The sequence below is a fragment of the Faucicola osloensis genome, from assembly GCF_020041925.1.
Taxonomy (GTDB): Bacteria; Pseudomonadota; Gammaproteobacteria; order Pseudomonadales; family Moraxellaceae; genus Faucicola; species Faucicola osloensis_D.
On the sequence record NZ_CP083409.1, the window covers coordinates 62,782 to 88,625 of the forward strand.

The window sequence follows — 25,844 nt, forward strand, 5'->3', positions numbered from 1 at the left end:
TTTGTATCGTTTATTTTTTTAGTTTGCATTTTTTGGGAAATTGACCATGTTAAAATCCATTAAAGGGTTTAATGATATCTTACATATTGAGACAGAATCTACGCGCCCATCGAGTGAGTGGCGCCAACTTGAAAGCAGCCTTATCGATGTGCTCAATCAATTTGGCTTTGAGCAAATACGCCTCCCAATCGTTGAAGAAACCCAGCTATTTGCCCGTGCGATTGGCGATGCCACTGACATTGTCGAAAAGGAAATGTATAGCTTTTATGACAAATCCAACCCACCTACGGCATTGACGCTACGCCCTGAAGGCACGGCAGGCGCGGTACGTGCCGTGGTGGAGCATAACTTATTGCGGGGTGACAATCCAAAACTTTGGTACATCGGTCCTATGTTTCGCTATGAACAACCGCAAAAAGGCCGTTATCGTCAGTTTCACCAATTAGGGGTTGAGAGTTTTGGCAGTGAATTGGCGGATGCCGATGCTGAGCTCATTATCATGACTTACCAAATGTGGCAAAAACTGGGTATTTTAGACGTGGTTCAACTTGAGATTAATAGCTTGGGTGAGATAGATGAGCGACTGGCGTATCGCCAAGCCTTGGTGGATTTTTTAACCGATAAAAAATCTCAATTGGATGAAGATAGTCAGCGCCGCTTAACCACCAACCCACTACGTATTTTGGATAGTAAAGATAAAAATACCCAACAAATTTTAGAGGATGCCCCAAAGCTTGCTGACTTTTTGGGGGCAGCAAGCCAGCAGCATTTTGAAGCCTTACAACACTATCTTAATGCAGTCGGCATCAATTTTGTGATTAATCCAAAACTGGTACGGGGTTTAGATTATTACAATAAAACCGTATTTGAATGGACAACTGACCAGCTAGGTAGCCAAGCCACAGTGTGTGCTGGGGGTCGTTATGATGGACTTATCAGACAAATCAAATCTATTGGCAGTGATAAACCAGCCGCCTCCGAGCCTGCTGTAGGTTTTGCCATGGGGCTTGAGCGTTTGCTGTTACTCATGCAAAAGGTGCATCCATTTGAGGCAACACCTGCCTGTGATGTATTTGTGGTCGCCCATCCTGATGTTTACACCGATGCCATCAAATTTGCCCATGAGCTGCGTACGCGACGTTCAAATCTTCGCGTGAAAATGGCAAGTGCCACGAGCTTAAAAGCGCAAATGAAGAAAGCCGACAAATCAGGTGCGCAATTATCAGTGATTATCGCGCAAGATGAAGTCGCCAATCAGCAAATTACCATCAAAAAAATGGCAACCGGTGACCAAATTACGGTCGCAAGTGACACGCTCTTTAGCGAAAACCCAGATTTTATCTAATCTATCTGATTGAGCCAAATTTGATGGGTAACTTATATTAGTAATTTTTTGAAAGGCTTTATGTAATGGTTAAAGACGTACAACCTAAGCTAGTAAATGATGAACAGCAATCCTTAGGCGCGCTCAAACAATATGGTGGCTATATTGTATCCGCTATTATGTTGGTATTAGCCGGTTATTTTGGCTGGAGTTATTGGCAAAAGCATGGCGGCAATATAGATACCGCCGCGGCGAACGATTTTGCCAAAATTCAAAGCGACCAGAACAACATTGAGACCCTAACCACCCAAGCTGCCACCGATCCTAAAGCACAAGCGCAACTGGCTACGGCGCAAACCAATTTGAGCAAAGACTTGAGCGAATTCGTGGCTAAACATGATAATTCGGTTTATACATGGCAAGCCTTAATGCTGCAAGCCAAACAACAAACCGATAACAATGATCTAAAAGCGGCGGCGGCAACGCTGCAAAAAGCGTCTCAGTTAACGCTTAAGGATGATGGGCTAAAAGCCATTGCCATTTTGCGCCAAGCACAAGTGCTATTGTCAGACAATCAAGCGGATGCGGCACAAAAACGCTTACAAAGCCCCTTACCTGCTGCCTTTGAAGCCAGTAAACTTGAGATTTTGGGGGACATTGCCAACCAACAAGGTGATAAAAAAGCGGCTGCTACTCATTACCAAAAAGCTTGGCAATTGATTGAACAACGTAATCAAAACAACCCAAACCCCCAAGACCGTGCATTGCTGCGTATTAAAATGGAAAGCCTAGGCTTAAGCGTCAAACAACCTGATTTAACAGGCGGCGTACTGGTCAAACCTACCCAAGCACCTACTCAAGCTGAAAAAACTGTCCTTGCTGCTGCAGCCGCATCTGCGCCTGCTGTTGCCTCAGGTATAAAATAGGTGCAAAATCTTAACCTGACAAAACTCTTAAATGGCAATATTTAAATTTCACTATACGTTACGAGATAAACAATGACGACCATAACAACAACAAAATCGACACCCTTATCGACAAACTTAATGAAACCTGCCGTATTTGCAACCGCCTTGGTGGTAGCGATGACCCTGACAGGTTGTGACAAGTTTAAAAAATCTGACAATGTCCATAAACCTGCCGCACTTGTGAAACTCGCTAGCAGTCAAAATGTGATTTCCCCACTGTTTAGTCAAGGCAGTAATACAAAAGTTAGCAAACGCTTTGGCAGTTTGCGCAATAAAACCACCATCAGCCAGCAACCTACCGCCTTTCGCGTGGCGTATGACAACAATGGCTATGTGAATGCGTTAGCAGACGGTAGCGTGCAAGCGTTTGATGGGCAAGGCAAAGCGCTTTGGAGTACCAAACTCAAACAAGGCCTAATGTCAGGGGTGGCGCTAGATGAACAATCTCGCGTAGCCGTGGTCAGTGACAGCAAAGGGGTCATCATTGCGTTAGATAGAATGACTGGCAAAGTAATTTGGCAAACGCCGTTGGACACCGTAACCCTATCCCCTGCCCTCATCAGCCAAAACCGTGTCATTACCCTTGGCAATGATGGTAAAATTAGTGCGCTGTCGCTAGAGTCTGGCGCGCCTATTTGGACTTTTAACACCCAAAATCCAAATTTAAGCGTTCGCGGTAGTGCCACGCCGATTTTATTCAATCGCAATACGGTGCTGGTTTCGACAGCCGATGGTCGTATCCATGCTTTAAACATCGATAATGGCGTACCCATTTGGTCAAAACGTTTTGGTATCAGCAAAGGCAGTAGCGATATCGAAAAAATTTCTGATGTGGACGCCACTCCCGTATTAGATGGCAATATGTTGTATGTTGTGTCCTACAGTGGTCAGTTAGTCGCTGCCGATATGGCTTCACAGCAGCTAAGTTTTGTCAAAGAGTTGGCGAGCCTAAAATCAGTCGGCACAGATGCTAGCCAAGTTTACGCCACTTCACTCGATGGCGAATTGGTGGCGATGGATAAAATGACAGGCACGGTTAATTGGCAAACCGATAACTTGTCTTATCGTGGCTTGAGTAACGCGGTGAGTATCGGCAACTATGTGGTGGTTGGTGATGCCATGGGTTATTTGCATGTATATGACCGCACCTCAGGGGCACTGGTTGACAGAAAACAAGCCAAATCCGACGTGGCGGTATTACAGTTTATCAATAACCGTTTGATTGCCCAAAGCGCAAATGGCGCATTTAGTGTTTGGCAAGTAAATCGTTAATTGTTAAACTGTTTACGCATTTAGCAGTTTTGGTGATTGGGTTAGCAGCCCATACTGATAAAAGTGTGAGTTTAAATGACAACCCAGCATTGCAGCGCGATGTTGGGTTTGTTAAGTTATAGAAATAATGAATTTTTCAAGCTTGTTAAAATCTTGCTTGTTGAAAATCTTGCTTTTTAAAAATTTTGGAAATTAAATTTATGAAACCAGTTGTTGCCTTGATTGGCCGTCCGAACGTTGGCAAGTCCACCATATTTAATCAGTTGACCCGCAGTCGTCAAGCCTTGGTTGCTGATTTGGCAGGTCTTACTCGCGACCGTCAATATGGCGATGCAACCTTTGAAGAAAAATCCTTTATCGTCATCGATACCGGTGGTATTGGCGAAGTGGATGAAGGTGACGGCACCATTGATGATTATATGTCGCACCAATCGCATACCGCTATCCATGAAGCAGATATCATTGTATTTGTGGTTGATAGCCGCGCAGGTATCACGGGCGCCGATGAAGTCATTGCCAAACAACTTCATACCCTTGGCAAGCCCGTGTTTTTAGCCGCCAATAAAATGGATGGCGTCCATGAAGCGGCGATTCATGAATTTTATGCGTTAGGTTTTGGTGAGCCATTTTCTATGGCAGCCAGTCACGGACGTGGGGTCGGCAATTTATTAGAAGCCGTCACTGCCAATATGCCCACCGATGACCAAGAAGAACAAGCACCTGATGGCTTACGTATCGCCATCATTGGCAGACCCAACGTCGGCAAATCTACGCTTGTCAATCGCTTGCTCGGTGAAGAACGCGTGGTGGTTTTTGATATGCCAGGTACCACGCGCGATAGTATTTATATCCCTTATGAGCGTGACAACAGACATTATGTGTTGATTGATACCGCAGGCGTGCGTCGCCGTGGACGTATTGATGAAAAAGTTGAAAAATTTTCTGTGGTCAAAACCTTGCAAGCCATCAAAGATGCCCATGTAGTCATCGTGGTCATTGATGCGCAAGAAGGCATTACCGATCAGGATTTGAACTTGTTGGGCTACGCCTTAGAAGCGGGTCGCGCGATGGTACTTGCCATCAATAAATGGGACGGGCTTGACCAAGACCAAAAGAATTTTGTCAAAATTGAAATGGATCGACGTTTTAACTTTATCCCTTATGTAAAAGTGCATTTAATCTCTGCGCTTCATGGGACAGGCGTTGGCAATCTTTACCCATCGATTCACCGTGCCTATGATGCGGCGATGTTTGATATTTCCACCAGTCGCTTGACCCAAATTCTGCAAGATGCGGTTACTGCACACCAGCCCCCTATGGTAGGCGGGCGACGCATTAAACTTCGATTTGCGCATTTGGGGGGTCATAATCCACCGATTATTGTGATTCATGGCAATCAGACCAGCCAAGTGCCAAACAGTTATCGTCGCTACCTAGAAAACGAATTTCGCAAAGTATTCAAGCTTGAAGGCACTCCGATTCGGGTTGAGTTTAAACAAAACGCCAACCCTTACGCAGGTCGCACCAATACCATGACGGATGCGCAAAAAGAACGTAAACGTCGAGAAGTACAAAAATTCAAAAAGCGCGGCAAAAAACGTTGAGGTGATGTTAATTGGCGTTTTAAGGGTTGAGTAAATGGTGCAGAAGACGTTAGGGTATCAAATTAGGGTAAAGCGTATCGTTGCGATACCCTTTTTATTGGTTTTATTTATTTGCCTTGTGATTTATACCTTAGTCGACTTGACCCAAACAGTGCAATCTGAAATCAAACAGGCAAGTAAGATAAATTATCTACTTGCCCAGTCTGTCGCCAGCAACCCCAACAGTGTGACAACCGCTAGCATTGATAAACTGTTAAGCGAGATGCCGCAGTACGAAAGCATTTTGTTTTTTCCATTTGATCAGCAGCAGCATCCGACCACGCATCCCATTAAAGTCACTGAAGTGCTTTTTGAGCGCTATTACGGATTGAGCGAACCTGTTAAAATCAATTTGTTAAAATTAACGCCCAATCAAAAAAACACTAAAGTAGACCAGCTAATTGGCTATAGTAATCTTACCCTTGACCTACAAACCATTCGCCAGCAATGGTTTTGGCAACATTTGCCGTTAATGCTTGTGCTATCATTTATTGCGCTGTTCAATTTGTGGTTTGTATTGCAAAAGGTGCAAAATTTAACCAATCGCTTGCCAGAACTTGAAGACTTAAGCCATCAAATTTTGCAAGATGAATTTTCACAGGCAGAGGCGTATCAGCTATCAAAAAGTAATGAGGCGTGGGTGTTTGAGAAAGCCTTGGTGTATTTGCTCAATAAGCGCAAGGCACAAATTACCCAAATCAACACCCTGCGCCAAGGAAAATATGACCTTGAAGAAACCCAAATTAAGCAGCTTGAGCATAGCTCAAAATTTGAAAATATTTTGATTCATGAGTTTAAATCCTCCGTGAGTCGTATCGAATCGGGTTTACAGCTATTACACAATCAATATATCAGCGCTGAGCAAAAAGATGCCGTTGAAATTATTAGTTTGGGTAAAGATGATTTAAATGCTAAGCTGGATCAAATCATCCAAATTAACCGTATCGATAAAGGTCAAATAGGGGTCAGCGCCTACCAATTCAGTCCAACGGGGTTAATCACCCAAATTGTCAATGATTACCAGCCTTTGGCTGCCGAGAAAAATATCACGTTAAAGGCAAAGCCCTATCATGCCGACTATGTCCTAGAAGGCGATGTTCAAAAAATCACTTTGATTATTAGCTCATTGGTAGAAAATGCCATTAAATTTACCGATAAAGGCAGCATAACAATCACCTCGCAGTTGCAACATTTACAAACGCAAGTACGGTGGACGCTGCAGATTGAAGACACCGGTATAGGCATTGCGAAGGAACATTTAGAGCAGATTTTTGAACCTTTTTTCCAAATTAATCCTGAAGTAAAACATTCCTCCTCAACTAATTCTGCAGGATTATTTTTGGTAAAAAAACTATTAGCACTGATGAAAGGCGGCATCACAGTTACTAGCGAACCAAATGTAGGTACCAATTTTCAAGTATCGTTACTGCTAAAAGATTGGAAACACAACTATGAGCGCAATTTATTGATAAATAAACATATTGTTGTTTGGTATCACTATGAAGATTTATTCGAAAAAGCCAAACGCATGGAAAATGCCGGTGCTAAAGTTGAGACCTTTACCAATACTGAACCTCTTGAAGATTATTTGTCCTCTCATACGGTGGATGCGCTGTTTATCTCGCGAAATATTGATTATCAAGCGATATTAGACTTTGTCAGCAAATTTCGTGAGCTTGAACATAACGGCAGGGTCACTATTGTTTGTGTTTATGACACCAAAGCGTTAAATCCGCATAGCATTGAACTGCTAAAAATAGCGGGGGTGGATTATTTTGTGAAAAAAGAAGTAATAGACGATACACCCGATCAATATATTAAAGATCTGTCCCATATTTTGAGTTAAAAAAACCCTTCAGATGAAAGGTTTTTTTATAATTTTTCTTTGTAATTTAGAATAAACCTTTAAAGAACAGTACGATGTGTTGCCACATACGTTTAAAAATTCCAGCTTCCTGAACTTGGGCTTCAGCGACCAGTGGCACAGACGCCACAGGTTTGCCATTGAGCATAGCAACCAGCTTACCCACTTCTTGACCCTGCGCTAACGGCGCTTTGACATCGGCTGGTAAATTGACCACGGTGCTGATTTTTTCTTGATCCAGCTTTGGTACTAGTACTTGTAAATTGCCTTTGCTGATGACGTTGACTTTATCGACAGCACCGAAGTTGACTGGCACGCTGCCGTAGTTTTTTTGTGCCGGGGCGGCAATTTTAGTAGCAAAATTACTAAATCCCCAGTTGAGTAAGTTACGCGATTGGTCTGCGCGCTCTTGAACGCTTTTAGTACCCATAATCACTGAAATCAGGCGCATATCACCGCGTTTACTCGACGCTACTAGACAGTAACCTGCTTCGTCGGTATGCCCTGTTTTTAGACCGTCTACTGTTGGATCGGTGAACAACAGCGCATTGCGGTTGCCTTGGGTGATGCCGTTATAAGTAAATTGTTTTTGGCTATAGATGGGATAATACTTTTTGCTGTTTTTAATAATGGCTTGGGCGAGTTTCGCCAAATCTTCGGCAGACGCTTGATGACCTTCTTGGGGCATACCGGTCGCATTCATAAAATGGGTATGGGTCATGCCAATTTTTTTGGCTTCTTCATTCATCAAATCGGCAAACGTGGTTTCGCTGCCACCAATGTGCTGTGCCATCGCTTTTGATGCATCATTACCCGATTGGATAATAATACCTTTTAACATATCAATCACAGGGGCGGTTGTATTGACAGGCACATACATACAAGACTCTTCACTTGAGCCTTTACACCAAGCTTCTGGGGTCATGAGGATGGGTTCGTTTTCTTTTAATGCCCCTGATAGCAGCCGCTGCTCAATGATGTAACTGGTCATCATTTTGGTCAATGACGCAGGTGGGAATGGCTGAGCGGCATTTTTTTGAGCCAATACCGTGCCTGTATCATAGTCAATTAAGATAAAAGCAGAATTGTCTAGTTCAGGCTGTTGTATGGCGGCATTTGCCTGTACAGTTGTGGCAAAAAAACTGGCGGCGACAAAAGTGCCGACCATCAGACGTTGGGTGTATTGCGGTATTACGATTGCTTTCATCTCACTCACTCTTGGCTCAAATCAAATGCGACCTGTTTGCTTGGACGCTTGGTAAAACGAATTGCCTATATTAGCAAAAAAAATCATGATTCAACACTGTATTCGGTCTAAAAATCAACGATTTATCTTGACTTCCTCCCCTCCCTAAAGTGAGGGGATTCCTTCTACAAGACGGTTAAGCCCAACCGCAAGAATGTTCTTACTGGCGTTAATATCTCTATCATGCCGTGTGCCACACGTTGCACAAGTCCATTCTCTTATTCGCAAACCTGCTCTACCTTTCGGACTACTGGACATATCGCCACAGCACGAGCAAGTTTGGGTAGTGTATTTCTCATTCACGATTTCAAAACGGCAACCTGCGTTCTCGCATTTGTAGGTCAGTTGTCGCTTGAGTTCAAACCAACCTGCATCGTAAACCGATTTGGCTAGTTTGCCTTTTTTACTGTTAAATTGGGTAGTTCTAACGTCACCTACCACGATTAGGGCATTGTCTTTGACTAATTGGGTGGTGAATTTGTGGATTAGGTCTTGCCGTGTATGTTTGATTTTGGCATGGATCGCTTTGACACGCTGTTTGTTTTTGGCACGTTGGGCGGTGGCTAACGCTTTGGCATATTTGAGCGTTTGCTTGATTTGTAGTTTATCGCCATTTGAGGCGGTGGCACTGTCTTTTAAGCCTAAATCAATCCCAACGCTACCCATTCCGCAAGTAGTTTTAGGGTATTGTTTGACGGTAATACAGGCATACCAACGGTTACGGCTGTCTTGGACAATTTCCAGCGTGTTGATTTGATATAGGCTAAGGTTGTAGCTGTCCCATAGATCAATGACTAGCTTTTGCCCTTTGGCTAAAGATAGTTGTAAGGTAGATTTTAAGCCCTTTTTACCAGTTTGGTGTGTGGCAATGTGCTTAATGGCGGATTGTTTGAATGGTAGCCAACCTAAGTTTTTACGCTTTGATTTTGGGTTGTTGGTTCGCCATGACAATTTAGCTTTTTTGGATTGCTTACGGCTTTTGGTGTGGGTTTCATTGATGGCTTGAATAGTTTGAGAATGTAAACCAAGTAACTCACCGCTACCTTTGGTGTATTCGTTTAGGTCATAAGCACTAAAGAATTTGCCAGTTTTTTGTAGGTGTCTGTAACTCAAATCATTGACATAATTCCACACGAAATTGACCGAACCGCTTAGGCGGTTTAATTGGTCTGCGTGTTTATCTCGTATGCGTAGCTTGAGTGTCTTCATGGGTTCAAGTATAATTAGATTTTTATATTCTATAGTTGGTCTAAATATATGTCAAACGATTTAAGAATTGGTAGGCACGTTGTTTACAATCTTCATGTGCATTTGGTCTTTGTGGCTAAATACCGCAAAAAAGTATTCACTAAAGAGATTTTAGACGACATGCAGGTTATCTTTGAGAAAGTTTGTTCAAAGTTTGAGGCGCAACTAGTAGAGTTTGATGGTGAAAGTGACCATGTGCATTTACTGGTGGTTTATCCGCCCAAAGTGGCTATTTCTAGTTTGGTGAATAGCTTGAAAGGCGTGTCTAGTCGGTTATTGCGTAAAAAAGAATATCCGTCTATTAAAGAGCAGTTATGGGGAGAAGCGTTGTGGTCGCCTAGTTATTTTGCAGGTAGTTGTGGCGGTGCTCCAATTGAAATTATACGCCAGTACATTGAACAGCAAAATACACCGCACTAAATACCATCTGTGTGTAAGCATGATTGCGGAGTTGCCTTAATCCACCGCCTGAAGTCGGTGGTTTTACGGCAACAGAGGATAAAACCCCCTAAATCAGTTAGGGGGTGCATAGCGTAGGTTGACTTATAATTATTATTTACTGTTGGCAAGGTCTTTGCACAATTCAAGGTTCTCCGCTTTTGGATAACTGAGTGTCCATTGGCGGGTTTCATTCAAAATTTGCTTGTAATCTTGCTGAGACGACAAGTACTGCACCGCTAAACGAGGATCACTGATGGTCGGCATTAATTTTTTTAGCTCGACATTATAGGCGGTGTTAAACCCTGTCTGTTGCGATTTATTCAGCATGGGTGGACAGATTTCTGACAACACTTGTAATACCGCCACTTCTTCTTTGGTGGTCGATAATTCTGACATATCGATTGCGATAGTATCGTTATTTTTATCTTCAGCGATACCACTCACGGTGACGCCCATTAACAGCATGCCTATCATAGCTTGACTGATTTTGCCCAGTTTAATCATACGGTGTCCTAACGTTATCTAAGTAAAATACAGCCCATATCATACTAAATAATCAAAAAAAATATAGCGAATAATCACGCTATATAGTCAGTATTTTGTGAACAAGTAAAAATTTTTGAAACAGTTTAGCAATATACGGCTAGATAAAAACTTTCATATCGTCCATGCGACGGCTTAGTTTAATAGTTCAATCGCTTGAATTTGCAACATACTCTCTGCTATCTGGCAAAAATGAACATCGACATTTTGATAACGCATGACAAATGGAGTATTAAGCTCTTGCTGGCGATACGCAGGTCTGGGGTCTTGTGCAATGAGTTGCTCGATGATTTTCCAATCTGTTTGCCTCAGCTGACTTTTTATTGCAATATTGGATAAATCCTGCAATAAATCGGGATGCCAATGCACCGACTTGATGACGGGTTTCTGCGCGGCATACCCAGCAATCGCATCATCAATACTATCGCTATAAGGCAAATACGGTTTGATATCAATGACTGGCGTGCCATCTACCATATCACCGCCGATGATATGCAGCCTCAAACCCGCCTCAGTGTTTTTAATATGCGAAAATTTGACCACGGATAATCCAATATTTGCCGGTCGATACATACTTCGACTGGCAAAGACCCCTATCTTTTGGTTGCCACCAAGTCTAGGTGGACGGACTGTTGGCTGAAAATTTGACGGATTGGGATTGATTCGATTTTGATGAAATTGCCATATAATCCAAAGATGACTAAATTGCGCAATGCCTTCAAAAGCACTGAGCACATTGTAGGGCGGCAACATGCTGATAGTAGCGTTGATATCGACAAGATTGGGCTGGCGAGGTGTGCCAAACTTTTGTTTAAGCGGAGAGTTCACAATGCCGATAATCGGCAGGGTAATTTGTTGTGGTAACATAATGGGTCGTTAAAATATGATATTTTAAACTATGATTATGCCATTTTTTTACGCCCAAATTCGACTAATTCATCAAAAATTTGCTATCATATCGCCCCAGAATGTCAATATTAACCCGCTATTTTTATTCTTTATCCAGTTTTAATTTTATTAATGACCAATACAAGGTTGGGCGCTATGTCAAAATTTTATGAAGAAACCGTTACCTATGTGCATCATTGGAATGACACATTATTTACCTTAAAAACTACCCGTAATGCAGGTTTACGTTTTCGCAATGGTGAATTTGCCATGATTGGTCTGGAAGTCAATGGAAAACCTTTGATGCGTGCCTACTCTATTGCCAGCACCAACTATGATGAAGAGCTCGAATTTTATTCTATCAAAGTACAAGATGGTCCTTTGACGTCTATTTTACAGCATATCAAAGTGGGTGATAAATTATTGGTGAGCAAAAAACCCACTGGCACCCTGGTGCTTGATGACCTAAACTCTGGCAAGCATTTGTATATGCTAGCAACGGGTACAGGCTTGGCACCATTTTTGTCACTTGCCCGTGACCCAGAAGTGTATGAGCGTTTTGAGAAAGTTATCGTAGTGCATGGCGTACGTTATGTGAGTGAGCTAGGCTACCGTGAGATGTTTGAAAAAGACTTGTTTGAAGATGAGCTACTGGGTGAATACGTTAAAGATAAACTCATCTATTACCCCACGGTCACGCGTGAGCCGTTCCGCAATGAAGGGCGTATGACTGATTTAATGAAGTCCGGCAAGTTGTTCCAAGATATTGGATTACCACCCATCAATCCAAGCGATGACCGCGCAATGATTTGCGGTAGCCCATCTATGAATAAAGATGTGGCGGCACTACTCGATGAATTTGGTCTTAAACCCTCGCCACGCATGGGCGGTACGGGCGATTATGTGGTTGAACGCGCCTTTGTCGAACAGTAAAAGTTGAGCAGTAATTTGAATTAAAAAAAGAGCCATTTGGCTCTTTTTTATTAATTACCTTAAAACGTATACTCCACCATTAAATTACCACCCGCATCTTTATCATCGCTGATGCTGTCTTTTTTACCCCAAATACCCAGTTTAACCGAGGTTTTGTCATTGTATCTATGTTTCCAATCGGCTTCGACAATATCTAAGTCCTGCTTGGTTGGAAAGGCAGCATTAATCACTTGATTAGATTGATTGACTTTGGCGTTGGCGTATTTTAACCCGAGCTGGTTGTTAGCGTTAATATTACCTGACAGCCCCACACTAATAATTTCACCATCGCCACCTATCGGATGACCTAGCGGTAAGCCATTTTGATAATAACCATCTGTAAAGACATAATGATTATACATAACACCACTTTTATCCAAATCATAATAGGTATTCGCCCATTCTGCATGCCAGAGCCAAGGCTGTTGAAACAGTGGAATGGCACCTTTTAACCCTGCCAAATAAGCGTGTTTACTGGGTAAACCGCCTGCTTCGTCCTCACCGATAAACTCACCATATAGGCTCATTGGTAGGTTTAAGATAGGTTTTAAGTTTAATTGTGCATCAATACCCGCAATTTGGTTTGAAATATCATTTTCGGCATTATCGGGATTGTCATATTTACCAGTCAAGGCTTTTCCAAATGATTTCAGGCTTTCATCTCGCCCATCTCCACCCCACATAATTGTACGAGATGCACCGATTTGAAAGGCTTCATGCGGTTGAAAACTTGCCCGCATACCTATGAGCTTTGCATCAGGCACTGCCTGATAATCTTGTAATTGACCAGCAGTAATTTGATAATTAAAATTACCGAGTTTTGATAACACAGGAAAATTAATAGGAGTATTATTGGCGCGCTGCATTAAAAAGCCCGTGACAGGTCTAGCCGCATCACTGCGAATTAAACTGCCATCAACCCCGTTGCCCCACCATACCGGAATACTACCAAAGGCAAGGCGATAATTGCCTAATTTGGTACCGAGGTAGCTGCCATCAAGATTAGATGACTTGCTAGGCTCATCATCATCGACATTTAAGCTGCCTTGAATTTTATAATCAATGTTATCACCTGCATGGCTATGAGAAAAACTAACACCCAAAGGCGTTACCGTATTGCCTTCTGTATTAAATCCACTGAACACAGCACGCTCGTCACCATTGACATTGCTCACTATTTGTAGCTTGGATACATCGTTGACTTCAAGCTTTTGTTTAACTTGATTCAATAATAGTTTATCATTGTCTGATTTGGGCTGCGCTTGATTTAAGGCTGTCTCTATGGCTTCTGAACTAATCGGCCATGTTGATATATCAACATTTAGAACGCCGTTGATTTTTAAAATCTCAAGTGTTTGACGTAGATCACTATCAATTTGAACTAATTGACCTGCATGTGCAGAAAAACTACACAATAGCGCCACACTAATTGCTAAAGGCAGCTTAAGAAATTTTATATTGTTTAACTGCATCACCACTTCCTTTACCTAACGCTGTTTTAACGATATAGCCAAAATATTTTTTGATCGACAAAGTGCTAATCATTTCTTTGCCCGTTTCAGCTAACAATTTAGGCGTCAATATATCGTTAATATGAATTATAAATTTAATATCTCTAACAGCCGATCATTAACCTTAGCAGAATCAAATCTCTCTTGTGCTATTTTATAACTTTCATTACCCATTTCAGTAATTTTTTTAGGATTTTCAATAAAATAGATCATTTTTTCGGCTAAAGCTTGGAAATTCCATTTGGGAACAATAAAACCATTAACACCATCAATTACGGTTTCACGACATCCTGGCACATCAGTCGTTATGACAGCACGCCCAATTGCCATTGCTTCTTGTGTGCTTTTGGGTATGCCTTCTCTGTATGATGGCAATACAAATACATCACTCTCTACGATCCATTCAACAATATTATCTACTCTGCCTGGATGAATAATCAAGTTTGTTTCTACTAACTTCTTAATTTCTATTTCTGTTAGGGAACCTAAATTACTCTTATCAATACCCCCTAAGACAATGAATTTTGTACTAGGATACCGATTTTTTACGATTTTTGCTGCCTGAACAAATTCATGGATTCCTTTTTCTTTGAGTAATCTACCAATGAATAAAAATTTCATATCTTTTTCAGGATATCTTATTGCATATGAGAAATCTTCTAAGTTTATTCCTATACCACCTAAAATATGTTTCTTATTTACTCGTATTTTATTATTTTCTAATAAGTCTTTTGGGTCGTCATGGTTTAAAAATATAACGCCATCTGCTAACGGTAATGACAATTTAAATAATGCAACTTGAGATTGTTTAATAAATTTGGTCTTAGTACTTAGCCCTTCTGGCTGCTCAGTAAAAGTATAACCCAACCCTTCTAACATAGCAAAAATTCTGGGAACTTTTGCCATTTTTGCAGCAAGAGTACCAAAAATAGCAGGTTTAGCAAAATAACTTAAGACTAGATAAGGATTTATTTTTTTGATTTTTTGGTAGAGAATAATAGTATTTTTAATTTCATCAAGTGGATTTAGCCCTCCCCTATTAAAAATATAAGATACTGGAGTGACACCTAATGCCGAAATTTTCTCGAGTTCGCTAGGAGTATAATCAGTCGTGAAAGCATAGACTTCATAGCCTTTAGCTACCAATGTGAGAATTAAATCTTTTCTAAAATTATATACGCATTCGGCTGTTGTACCAATCAGGAGTATTCTATTATTTTGCTTCATAAGTTTCTCACCATTTCTCTAATAAAAAGATTTCTTCAATGCTTTGCTAACTCGTATATTGATTGATGAGATTTTTTCATCAGTAAAATTAAGGGATTGTTGCATTGCTTTTTCAAAATAATCTTTTGGCTATACAGTAAATGCATAACCCAAGCCTTCTATCATAGCAATTTTTCTGGGTACTTTAGTCATTTTGGCAGCGAGTGCGCCATAAATGACTGGTTTGATAAAATAGCTAAAGACGATATCGGGCTGGACTTTCTTGATTCTTTGATAAAGACTTATCGTGTTAGATAAATCTTCATAAGGATTAAGACCGCCTCGACTAAGCGCGTAATGGGTAGGTATCGCTCCTAATTGGGCAATTTTAGCCAGCTCTACTTTATCACTGTCTGAGGTAAAGGCATGAACTGTACAACCTTTATCAATTAAAGATAAGATAAGGTCTTTTCTAAAGGTATAAAGACTCGATGCGATTGTGCCGATTATAATTAATTTATGCTTGATTAACTGCATATTTATCATTTAATATTTCTTTATACTCACTGATATATTTATTTACCATCACCTCTAAGCTATAATTTTGAGCTCGCTGATAGCATTTTTGGCTAATTTCTTCATAATATATTTCATCTATACCAAGTTTCAAAATATGTTCCGCTAACTTTTTATCATCACTTACATTAAATAATAAACCTGCTCCATCAACAACTTGACTCATTCCTTCTACATTTGACGCAATTACAGGTTTCCTAGCTGCCATCGCTTCAACAATTGATAGACCAAAACCTTCATAATGAGAGCTTAATACATTGATATCCGAACACTTTATTACATTATAGATATCATCCCTATTACCAAGAAAAAATGCTCTATCGCTTAAGTTTAATGACTTAACTAAGTCCTCACAACCATTTTTATCTTCACCATCGCCACACATTATTAACTTAAATTGATTAGGTAAATGTACCATTGCTTTTATGAGAGTATTATAATCTTTCTGTTTTGAAAATCTTGCCGCCATTAAAATCATAACATCATTACCCGATAAGCCAATTTTCGATCTATCTAATGGAATTGCTGATATAATTTTATCTAAGTCGACACCATTAATAATAACTTTAATTTTATCATCATCTATGTCTAGATTGTCTAGCAGAAAATCTTTTACTTCGGGAGTAATAGCAAATGCTTTATTGAATCTTGAATATATAAAATTCTCCAGATATTTAAAAACAGGGTTTATTGCTCTTCTATTAAATGCATTATGTTCCGTAAAAACAATTGGTGCAGTATTCTTATTAATTAGAGAAGCTAACGCAACAATATAAGAAGTTGGAAATATATGAACATGAATCAAATCATATTTATTTAAATAATTTGAAACTTTTCTAATAAATTTAGGATGAAAGCGATTAACATTAACTCCTAAAATATTGATTTTAATATTAGCATGTCTTATCTCATCGAGAAAATGACTACAGTTACCATCAATTAATAATAATTCTACATCAACACCTTCTTCTGATAGCTTTTTTGTCAGATTGGTGACAAAGCGTGCACCACCGCTAGTTGCAGGTAAACTATCAATTATTTGAAGAACTTTCATTTTATATATATTCCTCACAACTAGTTTGAGTGTTAAAGTTAACTTCATTTCTTCTTAATTTTAAATAATGAGACTTCATAAAGACTTCGGATATATAATATAAAGGTACATTTAATGCAGATTGAATCAGTACTCTAGACCAAAATTTATCCATTGGGTACTTCTTATTTAAGTATATTAAAGACGGTATTACTTTCAAATATTTTGGATAATATAAGGTGCCAAATTCTCTATAAAATAATAAAGGCTCATTAGTTATCATAAAATCACTAAACGACTTCGTTCGATACCATAACTCAGCATCTTCAATACGTATTGCTTTTTCATCATACGGATTATCAACAAACCATTGTTTTTTTGCCATAATTGTCGGATGGATAAAATGGTTAACCTTCATCAATCCAGACTGCTGCCTGTATCGTATTCCAAATACCAAATCATTTTCATCAATCACATAAGCATTGGTACCTAATACATTGATACTGGGGTTTTCTGTAAGTATTTGTAATTGGGTTTCTAATCTTTTTGGATGCATAATATCATCCGCATCCATTCTGGCGATATACTCGCCATTAGATAATACTGCTAACTCATTAAGCCTGGCTCCCAAGCCTTTATTTTTACCATCAGAAAAAACTTTGATTCTATTATCCTGTTGCTCAAAACCTTTAGCCATTTTAAGCGATCCATCATTTGAACCATCATCAAACAATAGTAACTCCCAATTGTCATAAGACTGACTAATGACAGACTCAATAGCCTTAGATAAGAACTTTTCAGCATTAAAAAAAGGAATACCAATACTAATCAAATCTTTATCAGCTTGCATAAAATTTAAACCCTACGTAAATTAAAATAAGCATTAAAATGTAATGTATTTTAATTTTAGCTTTTAAATATGGTGAATAAAATAGAGGGATAATTAAAAAAGGTATTATAACCCAGGAAAATAATCCCCATCTATCAGAAAATGGCAATTGAAAAGCCAAAAAGAAAACTGAACTTGCTAAAATATAATATATAAATATTACATCATATTGTTTTTTCAAAACTTGATTTGTTAAGTTCTTTCTAACATAAGAAGCAATAAATAGAAAAAAAGTATTAAAAGCAGCAAACTGTGGTTTAAAACCTACGACATAATCATAAGTTTCACCGTTAATGTATATATTTTTATTATTATTACCTAATGCATTGGAAAGTATAGGAGAAATATTTAATAATCCAATATCTATAAAGGCTAAATAAAGTGCAATAAAATAAATTATTATAAGAAAGTAGATTATTTTATCTTGCTTTGACGATAAATAATACGAAATAAATATCAGAAAAACAGGAATTATAGATGTTAAATGAAAGGAGATAGCGAGAATAAGAAATATAAATACTTTATATTTATTATCATTTTTTAGTAACAGTGTAAACGAATACAGTATTATAGATAAAGATACGCCTTGTCTGATTACATTCATACTCATACTTGAAAAAAAGAAAAAAGACATAAAGGAAAATTGAGCCATAAGAATATTAGCTTTATAAAACCTAGTGTAATTCTCTAAAGATTTATATATAAAAATAAAAAACAAACTAGCTATAAGTAATAAAAAAGCAGTATAATCGAAAGCAAAAAACTGAAGAAATTTACTGATCAATGGAAATAAAAATTCATTATCAAATTTTATTTCGGGGGTGTCTTGCCATAATAATATATAATAATTCTCAGTATCAGCACCTACACTCTGTGCTCTATAACCTGTTATTAAAATTAATAGTAAAATAATTATTATTGTAAAATATCGTGATAATCTATTTAGAGTAATCGAATTATTTCTGATTTCATAATAAATAGAATTTAAGATTACAAAATAAGCAGTAATAATATATATTATATTGAAATATAAATAGTATTCATTTAATCCTATCAAATTTTCTTTCATTAATATATAACCATCGAGATATTAGATTAAGCAAATACTAAATACTTACTAAAACATTTCCTAACTATATAAGATTATAGTTTAAAAGTACGTATATTAGAGTTAGCTATAATTAACAAAGTGAAATAGTAGATCAAAGGCATTTAAATAGTTGGCTGTGGTATAAAAAGAATGCTCACTATACCCAGCCATAATTGACATAGTGAAACAGTAAATCGAATGCTTTAAAATGATTTTCTAATTTCTTAGAAAAACAACACGTCTTTCGGAATACACGCCTAAGCCTTTGCCTAAAGCGATTGTTGTTGCCTTCAATATCAACCGTATGGCGTTTACCTACTTGTTTAAAGTCAACATCAAAGGCGGTTAAAAAACTATCCTAGTTATCACAGCAGATATAGCCAAAATCAATGCTCAACGCATCAAGCTTGGCTCTTAGCTCTCTAGCCGTCTTCAGATTACGTTTACCCCATACGAAGGCAACAATCTCACTGGTATCTGAGTCGTATGCATAGACTAGCCATACCTTGTTCTTCTTATGCCCTACATACGTCCAAAACTCATCAACTTGCAGTTTGCGGTAATAGCGTCGTTTAGGTCTTATCTCGTAATTGGAATTAACTAAAACGCTTAATACTTTGTACTTGCTAACTTTCTCAATGACAACAATGTCAGCAACACTACAGCCTTGAACTAGCATTAAGCGTATCTTGGCATCAATATCGCCTTTACAGCCTTGGTAACTTAGCTTCGTTTCATGAATGAATTGTCGATGACAGTCTTTGCATTGATAGTTCTGTTTACCATAGATTTTCCAGCCATTTTTCTTTATACTTAAACCCAGACAGCTTGGGCATCTGATTGTAATTTGTGTCTTCATAACCTCAAATTATCATCTTTTTCTCAAGTTGTCTTTTTTATTTCTACTTCAGCATACTTTTCAGACTAGTACCGATTTTTTAAATCATTACGATATTGATAATGCTACAGCATCGAAATAACATTAAGCTTATTTCGTTCTTGATACGGCTTTGACATCCTTTATAGCTAGTTCTGATCCATGGACAAATTATCAATGATATTCTTTACATTGATAGTTCAATTTGCAATAGATTTTTTGCCATCTTTCTTTATAGTTAAACTTAGAAAACTTAAGCATTGGATATTTGATAATGATTGGTATCTTCAACGCCTTAAATTATCATCATTTTCTTGCTTTTTCTTTCTTATTTCTTTGTGAGCATAATTTTCTTATCACTAAAACACATTAATAAATAACTTAGGGTAGTAAAATTTTAACAAATAAACAAAGATTTTTCATAAAAATTAATATTTTATATCAAGTATTGATTAAGTGTCAATAGTTTGCATTAATCTATCTATATAGATATCATCATTATAAAATTTTTCGAAAATTTTTTCACATTTTTCTAAAAACTCATCCATATCGATTTTAATATTATGGTGCTCAAGAATTTTATTAGCAATTATTTTGTTTGTATTGTCAGGATTTATCTTAATAGCAAAGTCACCTAGATTTATATTCGCCTCAAAAGCATCTATTACATTGGTATATATTGGTATTAATCCTGCAGCTAAATAAGAATTCATTTTTGTTGGTGTAGAAACATTATTAACGACATGATTTTCTCTAATTAGAAAAGCATATTTGTAATGAGCTAATCTAGCTTGAAGCTTATTTAGTTCGCAATAATCAACAAGAACATTTTTTAATTGATATTTGTTTATCAGTTCCTGTGCTTTCTTTATATCGCTTGTTAGAAGAGTCAGTGTGGCTGAATTATTAAAATTTTGAATTTCTTTAAAAATTAATAATGTCTTATCAATACATTGCCAAGCAAATAGCCCACCTGCATAAACAAAATTAAGATTATCAAGCTTATTCATATTGTTTTTAAAAGCAAATCTATCTATATGTTTATTGTAACAAGGTATAATTACAGATTTTTGACTTAAATCTAACTTATATTTACATTCGTAATGTTTTTTCATACTATCTGATACAAAAATACACAAATCACTTCTTTTAAGTACCAATTTCTCTATAAAACATAGTACATAATACATTATAAAGGATCTAGGATTATTACCATGTAATAATATATATTCTTCAGGACCAATTCCTTGAAACCAATGAATCAGCTTTCCTGTTTGTCTTATTATTTTAAGGCAATCAATAGGCCGTATAGTCACTATAATGTCTTTGTCTTTAACATCTTTATAATCATCTGTTTTAATTACACTATATTTTTCATTTGAAAAACTTTTTTCTATTAACTTACAATAATACTCAGTTGCATCATTAACAGTACCTTTGGGCAAATAGAATCCCACATTTTGTCTTTTCATATATACTTACCAAATCAAAACCTCACTGAGAATAAAATGACTATTATAGTGAAGCAATTTTTCAATGAATTATTTTACATCAGAATTATAACATCTAAAGATAAAAATTAGGGTGTGGTATAAAAAGAATGCTCACTATGCCCAGCCATAATTGACATAGTGAAACAGTAAATCGAATGCTTTAAAATGATTTTCTAATTTCTTAGAAAAACAACACGTCTTTCGGAATACACGCCTAAGCCTAAAGCGATTGTTGTTGCCTTCAATATCAACCGTATGGCGTTTACCTACTTGTTTAAAGTCAAAATCAAAGGCGGTTAAAAAACTATCCCAGTTATCACAGCAGATATAGCCAAAGTCAATACCCAACGCATCAAGCTTGGCTCTTAGCTCCCTAGCCGTCTTTAGATTGCGGGCTGTGGCCTAAAAAGTATGCTCACTAGACCCAGCCATAATTGACGTAGTGAAACAGTAAATTAAAGGCTTTTAAATGATTAGTGAGCTTTTTGGAGAAACAACAGGTCTTTCTAAAAGCTCGCCTAAGCCTATGTCTGAAACGATTGTTATTACCTTCGATATCAACGGTATAGCATTTTCCTACCTTCTTGAAATCAAAGTCGAATGCCGTTAAAAAGCTGTCCCAGTTATCGCAGCACACATAGCCAAAGTCAACGCCTAGCTTATTAAGCTTTGCTCGCAGTTGCTTAGCTGTTTGTAAGTTGCGCTTACCCCAAACAAAGGCGACGATTTCATTTGTATCTGGGTCGTAGGCATACACAAGCCAAACCTTGTTTTTCTTGTGGCCTACATACGTCCAAAACTCATCAACTTGTATTCTTCGGTAGTAGCGTTTCTTAGGTTTGATTTGATGCGCTGATTTGACTAAGACACTCAATACTTTGTATTTACTGACTTTCTCTATAACTACAATGTCAGCAATACTGCAACCTCGAACGAGCATTAACCGTATCTTGGCTTCAATATGTAATTGACAGCCTTTATACTTTAGTTGTGATTCATCAATAAATTGACGTTGGCAATCTTTACATTGGTAATTTTGCTTACCATAGATTAGATTTTCCAGCCATTACGCTTTATACTATTGCTAAGACAGCTTGGGTAGCTGATTGTAATTTGTGTCTTCATAACCTCAAATTATCATCTTTATCCCAAGTTGTCTTTTTTATTTCTATGCCAGCATACTTTTCATACCACTACCAGATTGCGTTTGCCCCATACGAAGGCAACAATCTCACTGGTATCTGAGTCGTATGCATAGACTAGCCATACCTTGTTCTTCTTATGCCCTACATACGTCCAAAACTCATCAACTTGCAGTTTGCGGTAATAGCGTTGTTTGGGTTTTATATCATGGTTTGAATTGACCAAAACGCTTAATACTTTGTACTTGCTAACTTTCTCAATGACAACAATATCAGCAATGCTACAGCCTCGTACTAACATTAAACGTATCTTGGCATTGATTTCGCTTTTGCATCCTTGGTAGCTTAAATCTGTCTCATGGATGAATTGCCGATGGCAGTCTTTGCATCGATAATTCTGTTTACCATAGATTTTCCAGCCATTTTTCTTTATACTTAAACCCAGACAGCTTGGGCATCTGATTGTAATTTGTGTCTTCATAACCTCAAATTATCATCTTTTTCTCACGCTGTCTTTTTTATTTCTACTTCAGCATACTTTTCAGACCAGTACCAAAATTTAATATCCGTTCACATGCTTTACCATCTCCATATGGATTATGTAATTCACTCATAGCATTATATAATGTTGGATTATTTAAAAGTTTTTCGCATTCCCTCTTAATTTTTTCTTTATCAGTTCCTACTAATATCACAGTACCTGCCTCAACTGCCTCAGGGCGTTCAGTCGTTTCTCGCATAACTAGTACTGGCTTTCCTAAGCTTGGCGCTTCTTCCTGTACTCCACCGCTATCGGTAATAATAAGATAAGATTGATTCATCAACCAAACAAACGCTGGATAAGCTAAAGGATTAATTAATTTAATATTATCGATATTCGATAAAATCTTATAAACAGGTTCTTTTACATTTGGATTCAAATGAACAGGATAAATAATTTGAACATCACTATTATTAATTGCAATATCTTTTAATGCCTCACAGATATTAATAAAGCCTTGTCCATGGTTTTCTCTTCTATGACCCGTTACTAATATGATTTTTTTATTTTTGATAATTATACTTTTTAAAAACTCAATTTCCAGATTGTTGATATTTTCAACTTTTTGTGAACTTTGTAATAAAGCATCAATAACCGTATTACCTGTAACTATTATTGTTTCTTCATTTACACCTTCAGCTAATAAATTATCCTTAGATTTTTGAGTAGGTGCAAAATGATAATCAGCAATCACTCCTGTAATCTTCCTATTGATTTCTTCTGGAAAAGGAGATCTTTTATTAAAAGTTCTAAGCCCTGCTTCCACATGACAAACTTTTGCACCAGAATAAAAACTTGCAATGCTACTTGCAAGAGTGGTCGTTGTGTCACCATGAACAAATACAAATTCAGGCTTAAAATCTTCCAATACTTCTTTCAAACCAATGATAATATCTGAAGTTAATGTATATAAGTTTTGATTTGGTCTCATTAAATTTAAGTCATAGTCTGGCTCAATATCAAAAAAATCCAAAACCTGATCAAGCATTTCTCTATGTTGACCACTAACACAAACTTTCGTCTCAAATGTTTTATCATCTTTAAAAGCTTTAACTAATGGAGCCATTTTAATAGCTTCAGGTCTAGTACCAAATACCAGCAATACGTTTGTCATAATTTATTTCTCACTACCATGAATTGTGTAAAAGTATGAATAATATAACTAATAAGAAAAGAAACACTTAAACCTAATGCACCCATATTATAAATATTAATTGTTACATAGGTGAAGAATATTAAGCTAGTCGCCCAAATTGAATTAACTATAAATCCTAACCACATTTTATCTTGGCTGGCAATGGCTTGACCAATCACATTATTCACAGTAATAATAGCTGTAGTAATAAACATTATTACCATAGGTAACAATGCATTTTGATAATTTTCTCCATATAATTTTATAATTAATGGAGAAAGAATAGTAAATAGCAGTGCTAAACCAGAACCTAGGTAAAAATTTATTTTAAGATTAATGTTAAAAATTTTTTTATAATTCTTCTGATCTTCAATTGAAGATGACAATAAAGGCAGAACAATTTGCGATAAAGCTGAGGGTATAAAAAGTATGGTATTTCTCCATTGATTAGCTATATCAAAATTTGCCATTTCATGATAACCATTTACCTGATTCACTAATAAATAGTTACAAATCCATGTTACTGGACTTACCATTAATCCTGCTAAGATTGCGGGAAAGCTAAAGCGCCAAATAACCCCCAACTCATTAAAATTATTTAAACTAAAAAGTTTAACACTATAAGAATTATAGAAAAATTTCCTTAAAGTTAAGAAGTTAAGAATAAATAGCAATACATAATTTAAGCCAAATGCAATAACAATTTCACTTAAACTATAGAACTTTGAGGCTATAATTAAACAAATCGAAGAAAATAAACCAGCAATAGTAGTGTTAATTGATAATTCTTTAAATCTTTCAAGCCCAGCTAGAATTCCTGCTTGTACACCATTTAATGATGCAAAAAATAAAATAAACGAACTTATTTGTATTTCTTTAGTTAAATTAGGAGCGTTTATTTGATTAGCAATATTAGATGCAAAGAAATATACAGTAATAGCTAATATAAAACTTACAATAATTGAAAATAAGTTTGATAACCCAACAATATTTTCTACTTTTAATCTATTAGAATTTTTATATTGAGATACATACTTAGTAGCAGTTATACCTAATTCCATGCTTGCAAACATAACGAACATTAAAATAGTGGATTTAATTATTCCAAACTGCCCATACTCTTCTTTACTCAGATAATTAGTCATCAAAATTGTGGCAACTAATAATACTAATTTTGAAACTATATTCCCAGATAAGATCCAAAAACTATTAGTAAAAATTTTATTATATAAACTATCACTAAATAGATTCTTAATTTTACTAATTAGCATATATGTTACCAACTAAATTAATTCCTATTCTAAATATGTGAGTCAAGTAGAACTTTTAGGCTTATAGCCCTCAACATATCTTAGAAACTGAGCTCTAAGCCACTGCGTATCTTTAGTACTATTATTTTGAATTTGAACTGCATCTACTACGTTTTTGATTTCATCAACACTATAAAAACGTTCTTTGGCTTTCATAATTAAAGGATGCTGAGTCTTCTCTATATTATCCCCATCGATGATTAACTCTTCATACAGTTTTTCACCGGGGCGCAAACCCGCAATAACAATTTCAATATCACCATTCGGATTATTTTGGTCTTTAACTTTAAGTCCACTCAACGTAATCATACGTTTGGCGAGATCCATTATTTTAACAGGCTCACCCATATCCAGCACAAATACCTCGCCACCATGTGCCATTGCACCTGCTTGGATAACCAGCTGAGATGCTTCAGGAATCGTCATGAAATACCTTGTCACGTCTGGATGCGTCAGGGTGATAGGCCCTCCTGCGGCAATTTGTTTATTTATTATACAGCGGTACGACAGAACCCAATGACCCTAATACATTACCAAATCTGACCATACTGATAGTGGTTTTTGATTTGTCTGCAGCCATCGCTTGACACGCCAACTCTGCCACGCGTCTGATCTAGTTTAATTAAATTTGT

Annotated in this window: 20 protein-coding genes and 5 pseudogenes; 7 read left to right on the forward strand and 18 right to left on the reverse strand. The window is 37.2% G+C overall.

Going from position 1 to position 25,844, the window contains the following annotated elements; genetic code table 11:
* Window positions 1-46 precede the first annotated feature (46 nt).
* The 5 genes from hisS (at window position 47) to LAJ61_RS00275 (ending at window position 7,053) form a co-directional block, all read left to right on the forward strand.
* Window positions 47-1,345, forward strand: coding sequence for a histidine--tRNA ligase (gene hisS, locus LAJ61_RS00255; RefSeq protein WP_224054020.1), 1,299 nt, complete (start codon window positions 47-49; stop codon window positions 1,343-1,345).
* A 65-nt stretch (window positions 1,346-1,410) separates the two neighbouring features.
* Window positions 1,411-2,250 carry a YfgM family protein gene (locus LAJ61_RS00260; RefSeq protein WP_224054021.1) on the forward strand — a complete coding sequence of 280 codons (840 nt, stop codon included), beginning with the start codon at window positions 1,411-1,413 and terminating at the stop codon, window positions 2,248-2,250.
* A gap of 72 nt (window positions 2,251-2,322) precedes the next feature.
* Window positions 2,323-3,564: an outer membrane protein assembly factor BamB gene (bamB, locus tag LAJ61_RS00265; protein WP_224054022.1), complete on the forward strand. Its 1,242-nt coding sequence runs from the start codon at window positions 2,323-2,325 to the stop codon at window positions 3,562-3,564.
* A 200-nt stretch (window positions 3,565-3,764) separates the two neighbouring features.
* Window positions 3,765-5,168, forward strand: a complete 1,404-nt coding sequence (gene der / locus LAJ61_RS00270) for a ribosome biogenesis GTPase Der (protein ID WP_224054023.1) — start codon at window positions 3,765-3,767, stop codon at window positions 5,166-5,168.
* A gap of 34 nt (window positions 5,169-5,202) precedes the next feature.
* Window positions 5,203-7,053: a sensor histidine kinase gene (locus LAJ61_RS00275; protein WP_224054024.1), complete on the forward strand. Its 1,851-nt coding sequence runs from the start codon at window positions 5,203-5,205 to the stop codon at window positions 7,051-7,053.
* Window positions 7,054-7,099: 46 nt separating this feature from the next.
* Here LAJ61_RS00275 and LAJ61_RS00280 read toward each other — a convergent pair whose 3' ends face one another.
* Window positions 7,100-8,239 (reverse strand): D-alanyl-D-alanine carboxypeptidase family protein, encoded by a 1,140-nt coding sequence (locus LAJ61_RS00280; RefSeq protein ID WP_224054864.1) that lies wholly within the window; start codon window positions 8,237-8,239, stop codon window positions 7,100-7,102.
* 183 nt (window positions 8,240-8,422) lie between these two features.
* Window positions 8,423-9,526 carry an RNA-guided endonuclease InsQ/TnpB family protein gene (locus tag LAJ61_RS00285; RefSeq protein ID WP_224054025.1) on the reverse strand — a complete coding sequence of 368 codons (1,104 nt, stop codon included), beginning with the start codon at window positions 9,524-9,526 and terminating at the stop codon, window positions 8,423-8,425.
* A 48-nt stretch (window positions 9,527-9,574) separates the two neighbouring features.
* On the opposite strand from LAJ61_RS00285, the gene tnpA reads away from it, so the two are divergent.
* Entirely contained in the window at window positions 9,575-9,985 is a 411-nt protein-coding gene (gene tnpA, locus LAJ61_RS00290) for an IS200/IS605 family transposase (protein ID WP_050325405.1), read from the forward strand.
* Window positions 9,986-10,117: 132 nt separating this feature from the next.
* On the opposite strand, the gene LAJ61_RS00295 is transcribed toward tnpA, so the two are convergent.
* Window positions 10,118-10,510 carry an MCR_0457 family protein gene (locus LAJ61_RS00295; RefSeq protein ID WP_062330693.1) on the reverse strand — a complete coding sequence of 131 codons (393 nt, stop codon included), beginning with the start codon at window positions 10,508-10,510 and terminating at the stop codon, window positions 10,118-10,120.
* Between the two features lie 174 nt (window positions 10,511-10,684).
* Entirely contained in the window at window positions 10,685-11,416 is a 732-nt protein-coding gene (tsaA, locus tag LAJ61_RS00300) for a tRNA (N6-threonylcarbamoyladenosine(37)-N6)-methyltransferase TrmO (RefSeq protein WP_224054026.1), read from the reverse strand.
* A gap of 177 nt (window positions 11,417-11,593) precedes the next feature.
* Between tsaA and LAJ61_RS00305 the strand changes: the two genes are divergently transcribed.
* Window positions 11,594-12,370 carry a ferredoxin--NADP reductase gene (locus LAJ61_RS00305; protein WP_224054027.1) on the forward strand — a complete coding sequence of 259 codons (777 nt, stop codon included), beginning with the start codon at window positions 11,594-11,596 and terminating at the stop codon, window positions 12,368-12,370.
* A 59-nt stretch (window positions 12,371-12,429) separates the two neighbouring features.
* Here the strand turns inward: LAJ61_RS00305 and LAJ61_RS00310 are convergent, their stop codons facing one another.
* From LAJ61_RS00310 to LAJ61_RS00375, 14 genes and pseudogenes are all read right to left on the reverse strand, one after another.
* Window positions 12,430-13,881 (reverse strand): capsule assembly Wzi family protein, encoded by a 1,452-nt coding sequence (locus tag LAJ61_RS00310; RefSeq protein WP_224054028.1) that lies wholly within the window; start codon window positions 13,879-13,881, stop codon window positions 12,430-12,432.
* A gap of 126 nt (window positions 13,882-14,007) precedes the next feature.
* Window positions 14,008-15,147 (reverse strand): glycosyltransferase family 4 protein, encoded by a 1,140-nt coding sequence (locus tag LAJ61_RS00315; RefSeq protein WP_224054029.1) that lies wholly within the window; start codon window positions 15,145-15,147, stop codon window positions 14,008-14,010.
* A gap of 129 nt (window positions 15,148-15,276) precedes the next feature.
* A complete protein-coding gene (locus tag LAJ61_RS00320) occupies window positions 15,277-15,663 on the reverse strand; it encodes a glycosyltransferase (RefSeq protein ID WP_224054030.1) in 387 nt (128 codons plus the stop codon).
* A complete protein-coding gene (locus LAJ61_RS00325) occupies window positions 15,644-16,756 on the reverse strand; it encodes a glycosyltransferase family 4 protein (RefSeq protein WP_224054031.1) in 1,113 nt (370 codons plus the stop codon). Before LAJ61_RS00325 ends, LAJ61_RS00320 begins: the two co-directional genes overlap by 20 nt.
* A gap of 1 nt (window position 16,757) precedes the next feature.
* Window positions 16,758-17,585: a glycosyltransferase family 2 protein gene (locus LAJ61_RS00330; protein WP_224054032.1), complete on the reverse strand. Its 828-nt coding sequence runs from the start codon at window positions 17,583-17,585 to the stop codon at window positions 16,758-16,760.
* Window positions 17,575-18,693 (reverse strand): EpsG family protein, encoded by a 1,119-nt coding sequence (locus LAJ61_RS00335; protein WP_224054033.1) that lies wholly within the window; start codon window positions 18,691-18,693, stop codon window positions 17,575-17,577. The genes LAJ61_RS00330 and LAJ61_RS00335 overlap by 11 nt, the downstream gene beginning before the upstream one ends.
* A 178-nt stretch (window positions 18,694-18,871) precedes the next feature.
* Window positions 18,872-19,573: pseudogene (locus LAJ61_RS00340) on the reverse strand (IS1 family transposase).
* A 470-nt stretch (window positions 19,574-20,043) separates the two neighbouring features.
* Window positions 20,044-21,063, reverse strand: a complete 1,020-nt coding sequence (locus LAJ61_RS00345) for a glycosyltransferase family protein (protein WP_224054034.1) — start codon at window positions 21,061-21,063, stop codon at window positions 20,044-20,046.
* A gap of 135 nt (window positions 21,064-21,198) precedes the next feature.
* Window positions 21,199-21,465, reverse strand: a pseudogene (locus LAJ61_RS11195) (IS1 family transposase); the annotation flags it as partial.
* A gap of 37 nt (window positions 21,466-21,502) precedes the next feature.
* Window positions 21,503-22,209, reverse strand: a pseudogene (locus LAJ61_RS00355) (IS1 family transposase).
* 72 nt (window positions 22,210-22,281) lie between these two features.
* Window positions 22,282-22,707, reverse strand: a pseudogene (locus LAJ61_RS00360) (IS1 family transposase); the annotation flags it as partial.
* Between the two features lie 43 nt (window positions 22,708-22,750).
* Window positions 22,751-23,881: a non-hydrolyzing UDP-N-acetylglucosamine 2-epimerase gene (gene wecB / locus LAJ61_RS00365; RefSeq protein WP_224054037.1), complete on the reverse strand. Its 1,131-nt coding sequence runs from the start codon at window positions 23,879-23,881 to the stop codon at window positions 22,751-22,753.
* Window positions 23,878-25,173: an oligosaccharide flippase family protein gene (locus LAJ61_RS00370; RefSeq protein ID WP_224054038.1), complete on the reverse strand. Its 1,296-nt coding sequence runs from the start codon at window positions 25,171-25,173 to the stop codon at window positions 23,878-23,880. The genes wecB and LAJ61_RS00370 overlap by 4 nt, the downstream gene beginning before the upstream one ends.
* Before the next feature lie 42 nt (window positions 25,174-25,215).
* Window positions 25,216-25,822 (reverse strand): annotated as a pseudogene (locus tag LAJ61_RS00375) (polysaccharide biosynthesis protein); the annotation flags it as partial.
* Window positions 25,823-25,844: the final 22 nt, after the last annotated feature.

Excerpts from the sequence above, each read along its gene's own strand:
- hisS (WP_224054020.1), top strand. The coding sequence starts at position 47 with ATGTTAAAATCCATTAAAGGGTTTAATGATATCTTACATATTGAGACA.
- LAJ61_RS00260 (WP_224054021.1), top strand. The coding sequence starts at position 1,411 with ATGGTTAAAGACGTACAACCTAAGCTAGTAAATGATGAACAGCAATCC.
- bamB (WP_224054022.1), top strand. The coding sequence starts at position 2,323 with ATGACGACCATAACAACAACAAAATCGACACCCTTATCGACAAACTTA.
- der (WP_224054023.1), top strand. The coding sequence starts at position 3,765 with ATGAAACCAGTTGTTGCCTTGATTGGCCGTCCGAACGTTGGCAAGTCC.
- LAJ61_RS00275 (WP_224054024.1), top strand. The coding sequence starts at position 5,203 with ATGGTGCAGAAGACGTTAGGGTATCAAATTAGGGTAAAGCGTATCGTT.
- LAJ61_RS00280 (WP_224054864.1), bottom strand. The coding sequence starts at position 8,239 with ATGGTCGGCACTTTTGTCGCCGCCAGTTTTTTTGCCACAACTGTACAG.
- LAJ61_RS00285 (WP_224054025.1), bottom strand. The coding sequence starts at position 9,526 with ATGAAGACACTCAAGCTACGCATACGAGATAAACACGCAGACCAATTA.
- tnpA (WP_050325405.1), top strand. The coding sequence starts at position 9,575 with ATGTCAAACGATTTAAGAATTGGTAGGCACGTTGTTTACAATCTTCAT.
- LAJ61_RS00295 (WP_062330693.1), bottom strand. The coding sequence starts at position 10,510 with ATGATTAAACTGGGCAAAATCAGTCAAGCTATGATAGGCATGCTGTTA.
- tsaA (WP_224054026.1), bottom strand. The coding sequence starts at position 11,416 with ATGTTACCACAACAAATTACCCTGCCGATTATCGGCATTGTGAACTCT.
- LAJ61_RS00305 (WP_224054027.1), top strand. The coding sequence starts at position 11,594 with ATGTCAAAATTTTATGAAGAAACCGTTACCTATGTGCATCATTGGAAT.
- LAJ61_RS00310 (WP_224054028.1), bottom strand. The coding sequence starts at position 13,881 with ATGCAGTTAAACAATATAAAATTTCTTAAGCTGCCTTTAGCAATTAGT.
- LAJ61_RS00315 (WP_224054029.1), bottom strand. The coding sequence starts at position 15,147 with ATGAAGCAAAATAATAGAATACTCCTGATTGGTACAACAGCCGAATGC.
- LAJ61_RS00320 (WP_224054030.1), bottom strand. The coding sequence starts at position 15,663 with ATGCAGTTAATCAAGCATAAATTAATTATAATCGGCACAATCGCATCG.
- LAJ61_RS00325 (WP_224054031.1), bottom strand. The coding sequence starts at position 16,756 with ATGAAAGTTCTTCAAATAATTGATAGTTTACCTGCAACTAGCGGTGGT.
- LAJ61_RS00330 (WP_224054032.1), bottom strand. The coding sequence starts at position 17,585 with ATGCAAGCTGATAAAGATTTGATTAGTATTGGTATTCCTTTTTTTAAT.
- LAJ61_RS00335 (WP_224054033.1), bottom strand. The coding sequence starts at position 18,693 with ATGAAAGAAAATTTGATAGGATTAAATGAATACTATTTATATTTCAAT.
- LAJ61_RS00345 (WP_224054034.1), bottom strand. The coding sequence starts at position 21,063 with ATGAAAAGACAAAATGTGGGATTCTATTTGCCCAAAGGTACTGTTAAT.
- wecB (WP_224054037.1), bottom strand. The coding sequence starts at position 23,881 with ATGACAAACGTATTGCTGGTATTTGGTACTAGACCTGAAGCTATTAAA.
- LAJ61_RS00370 (WP_224054038.1), bottom strand. The coding sequence starts at position 25,173 with ATGCTAATTAGTAAAATTAAGAATCTATTTAGTGATAGTTTATATAAT.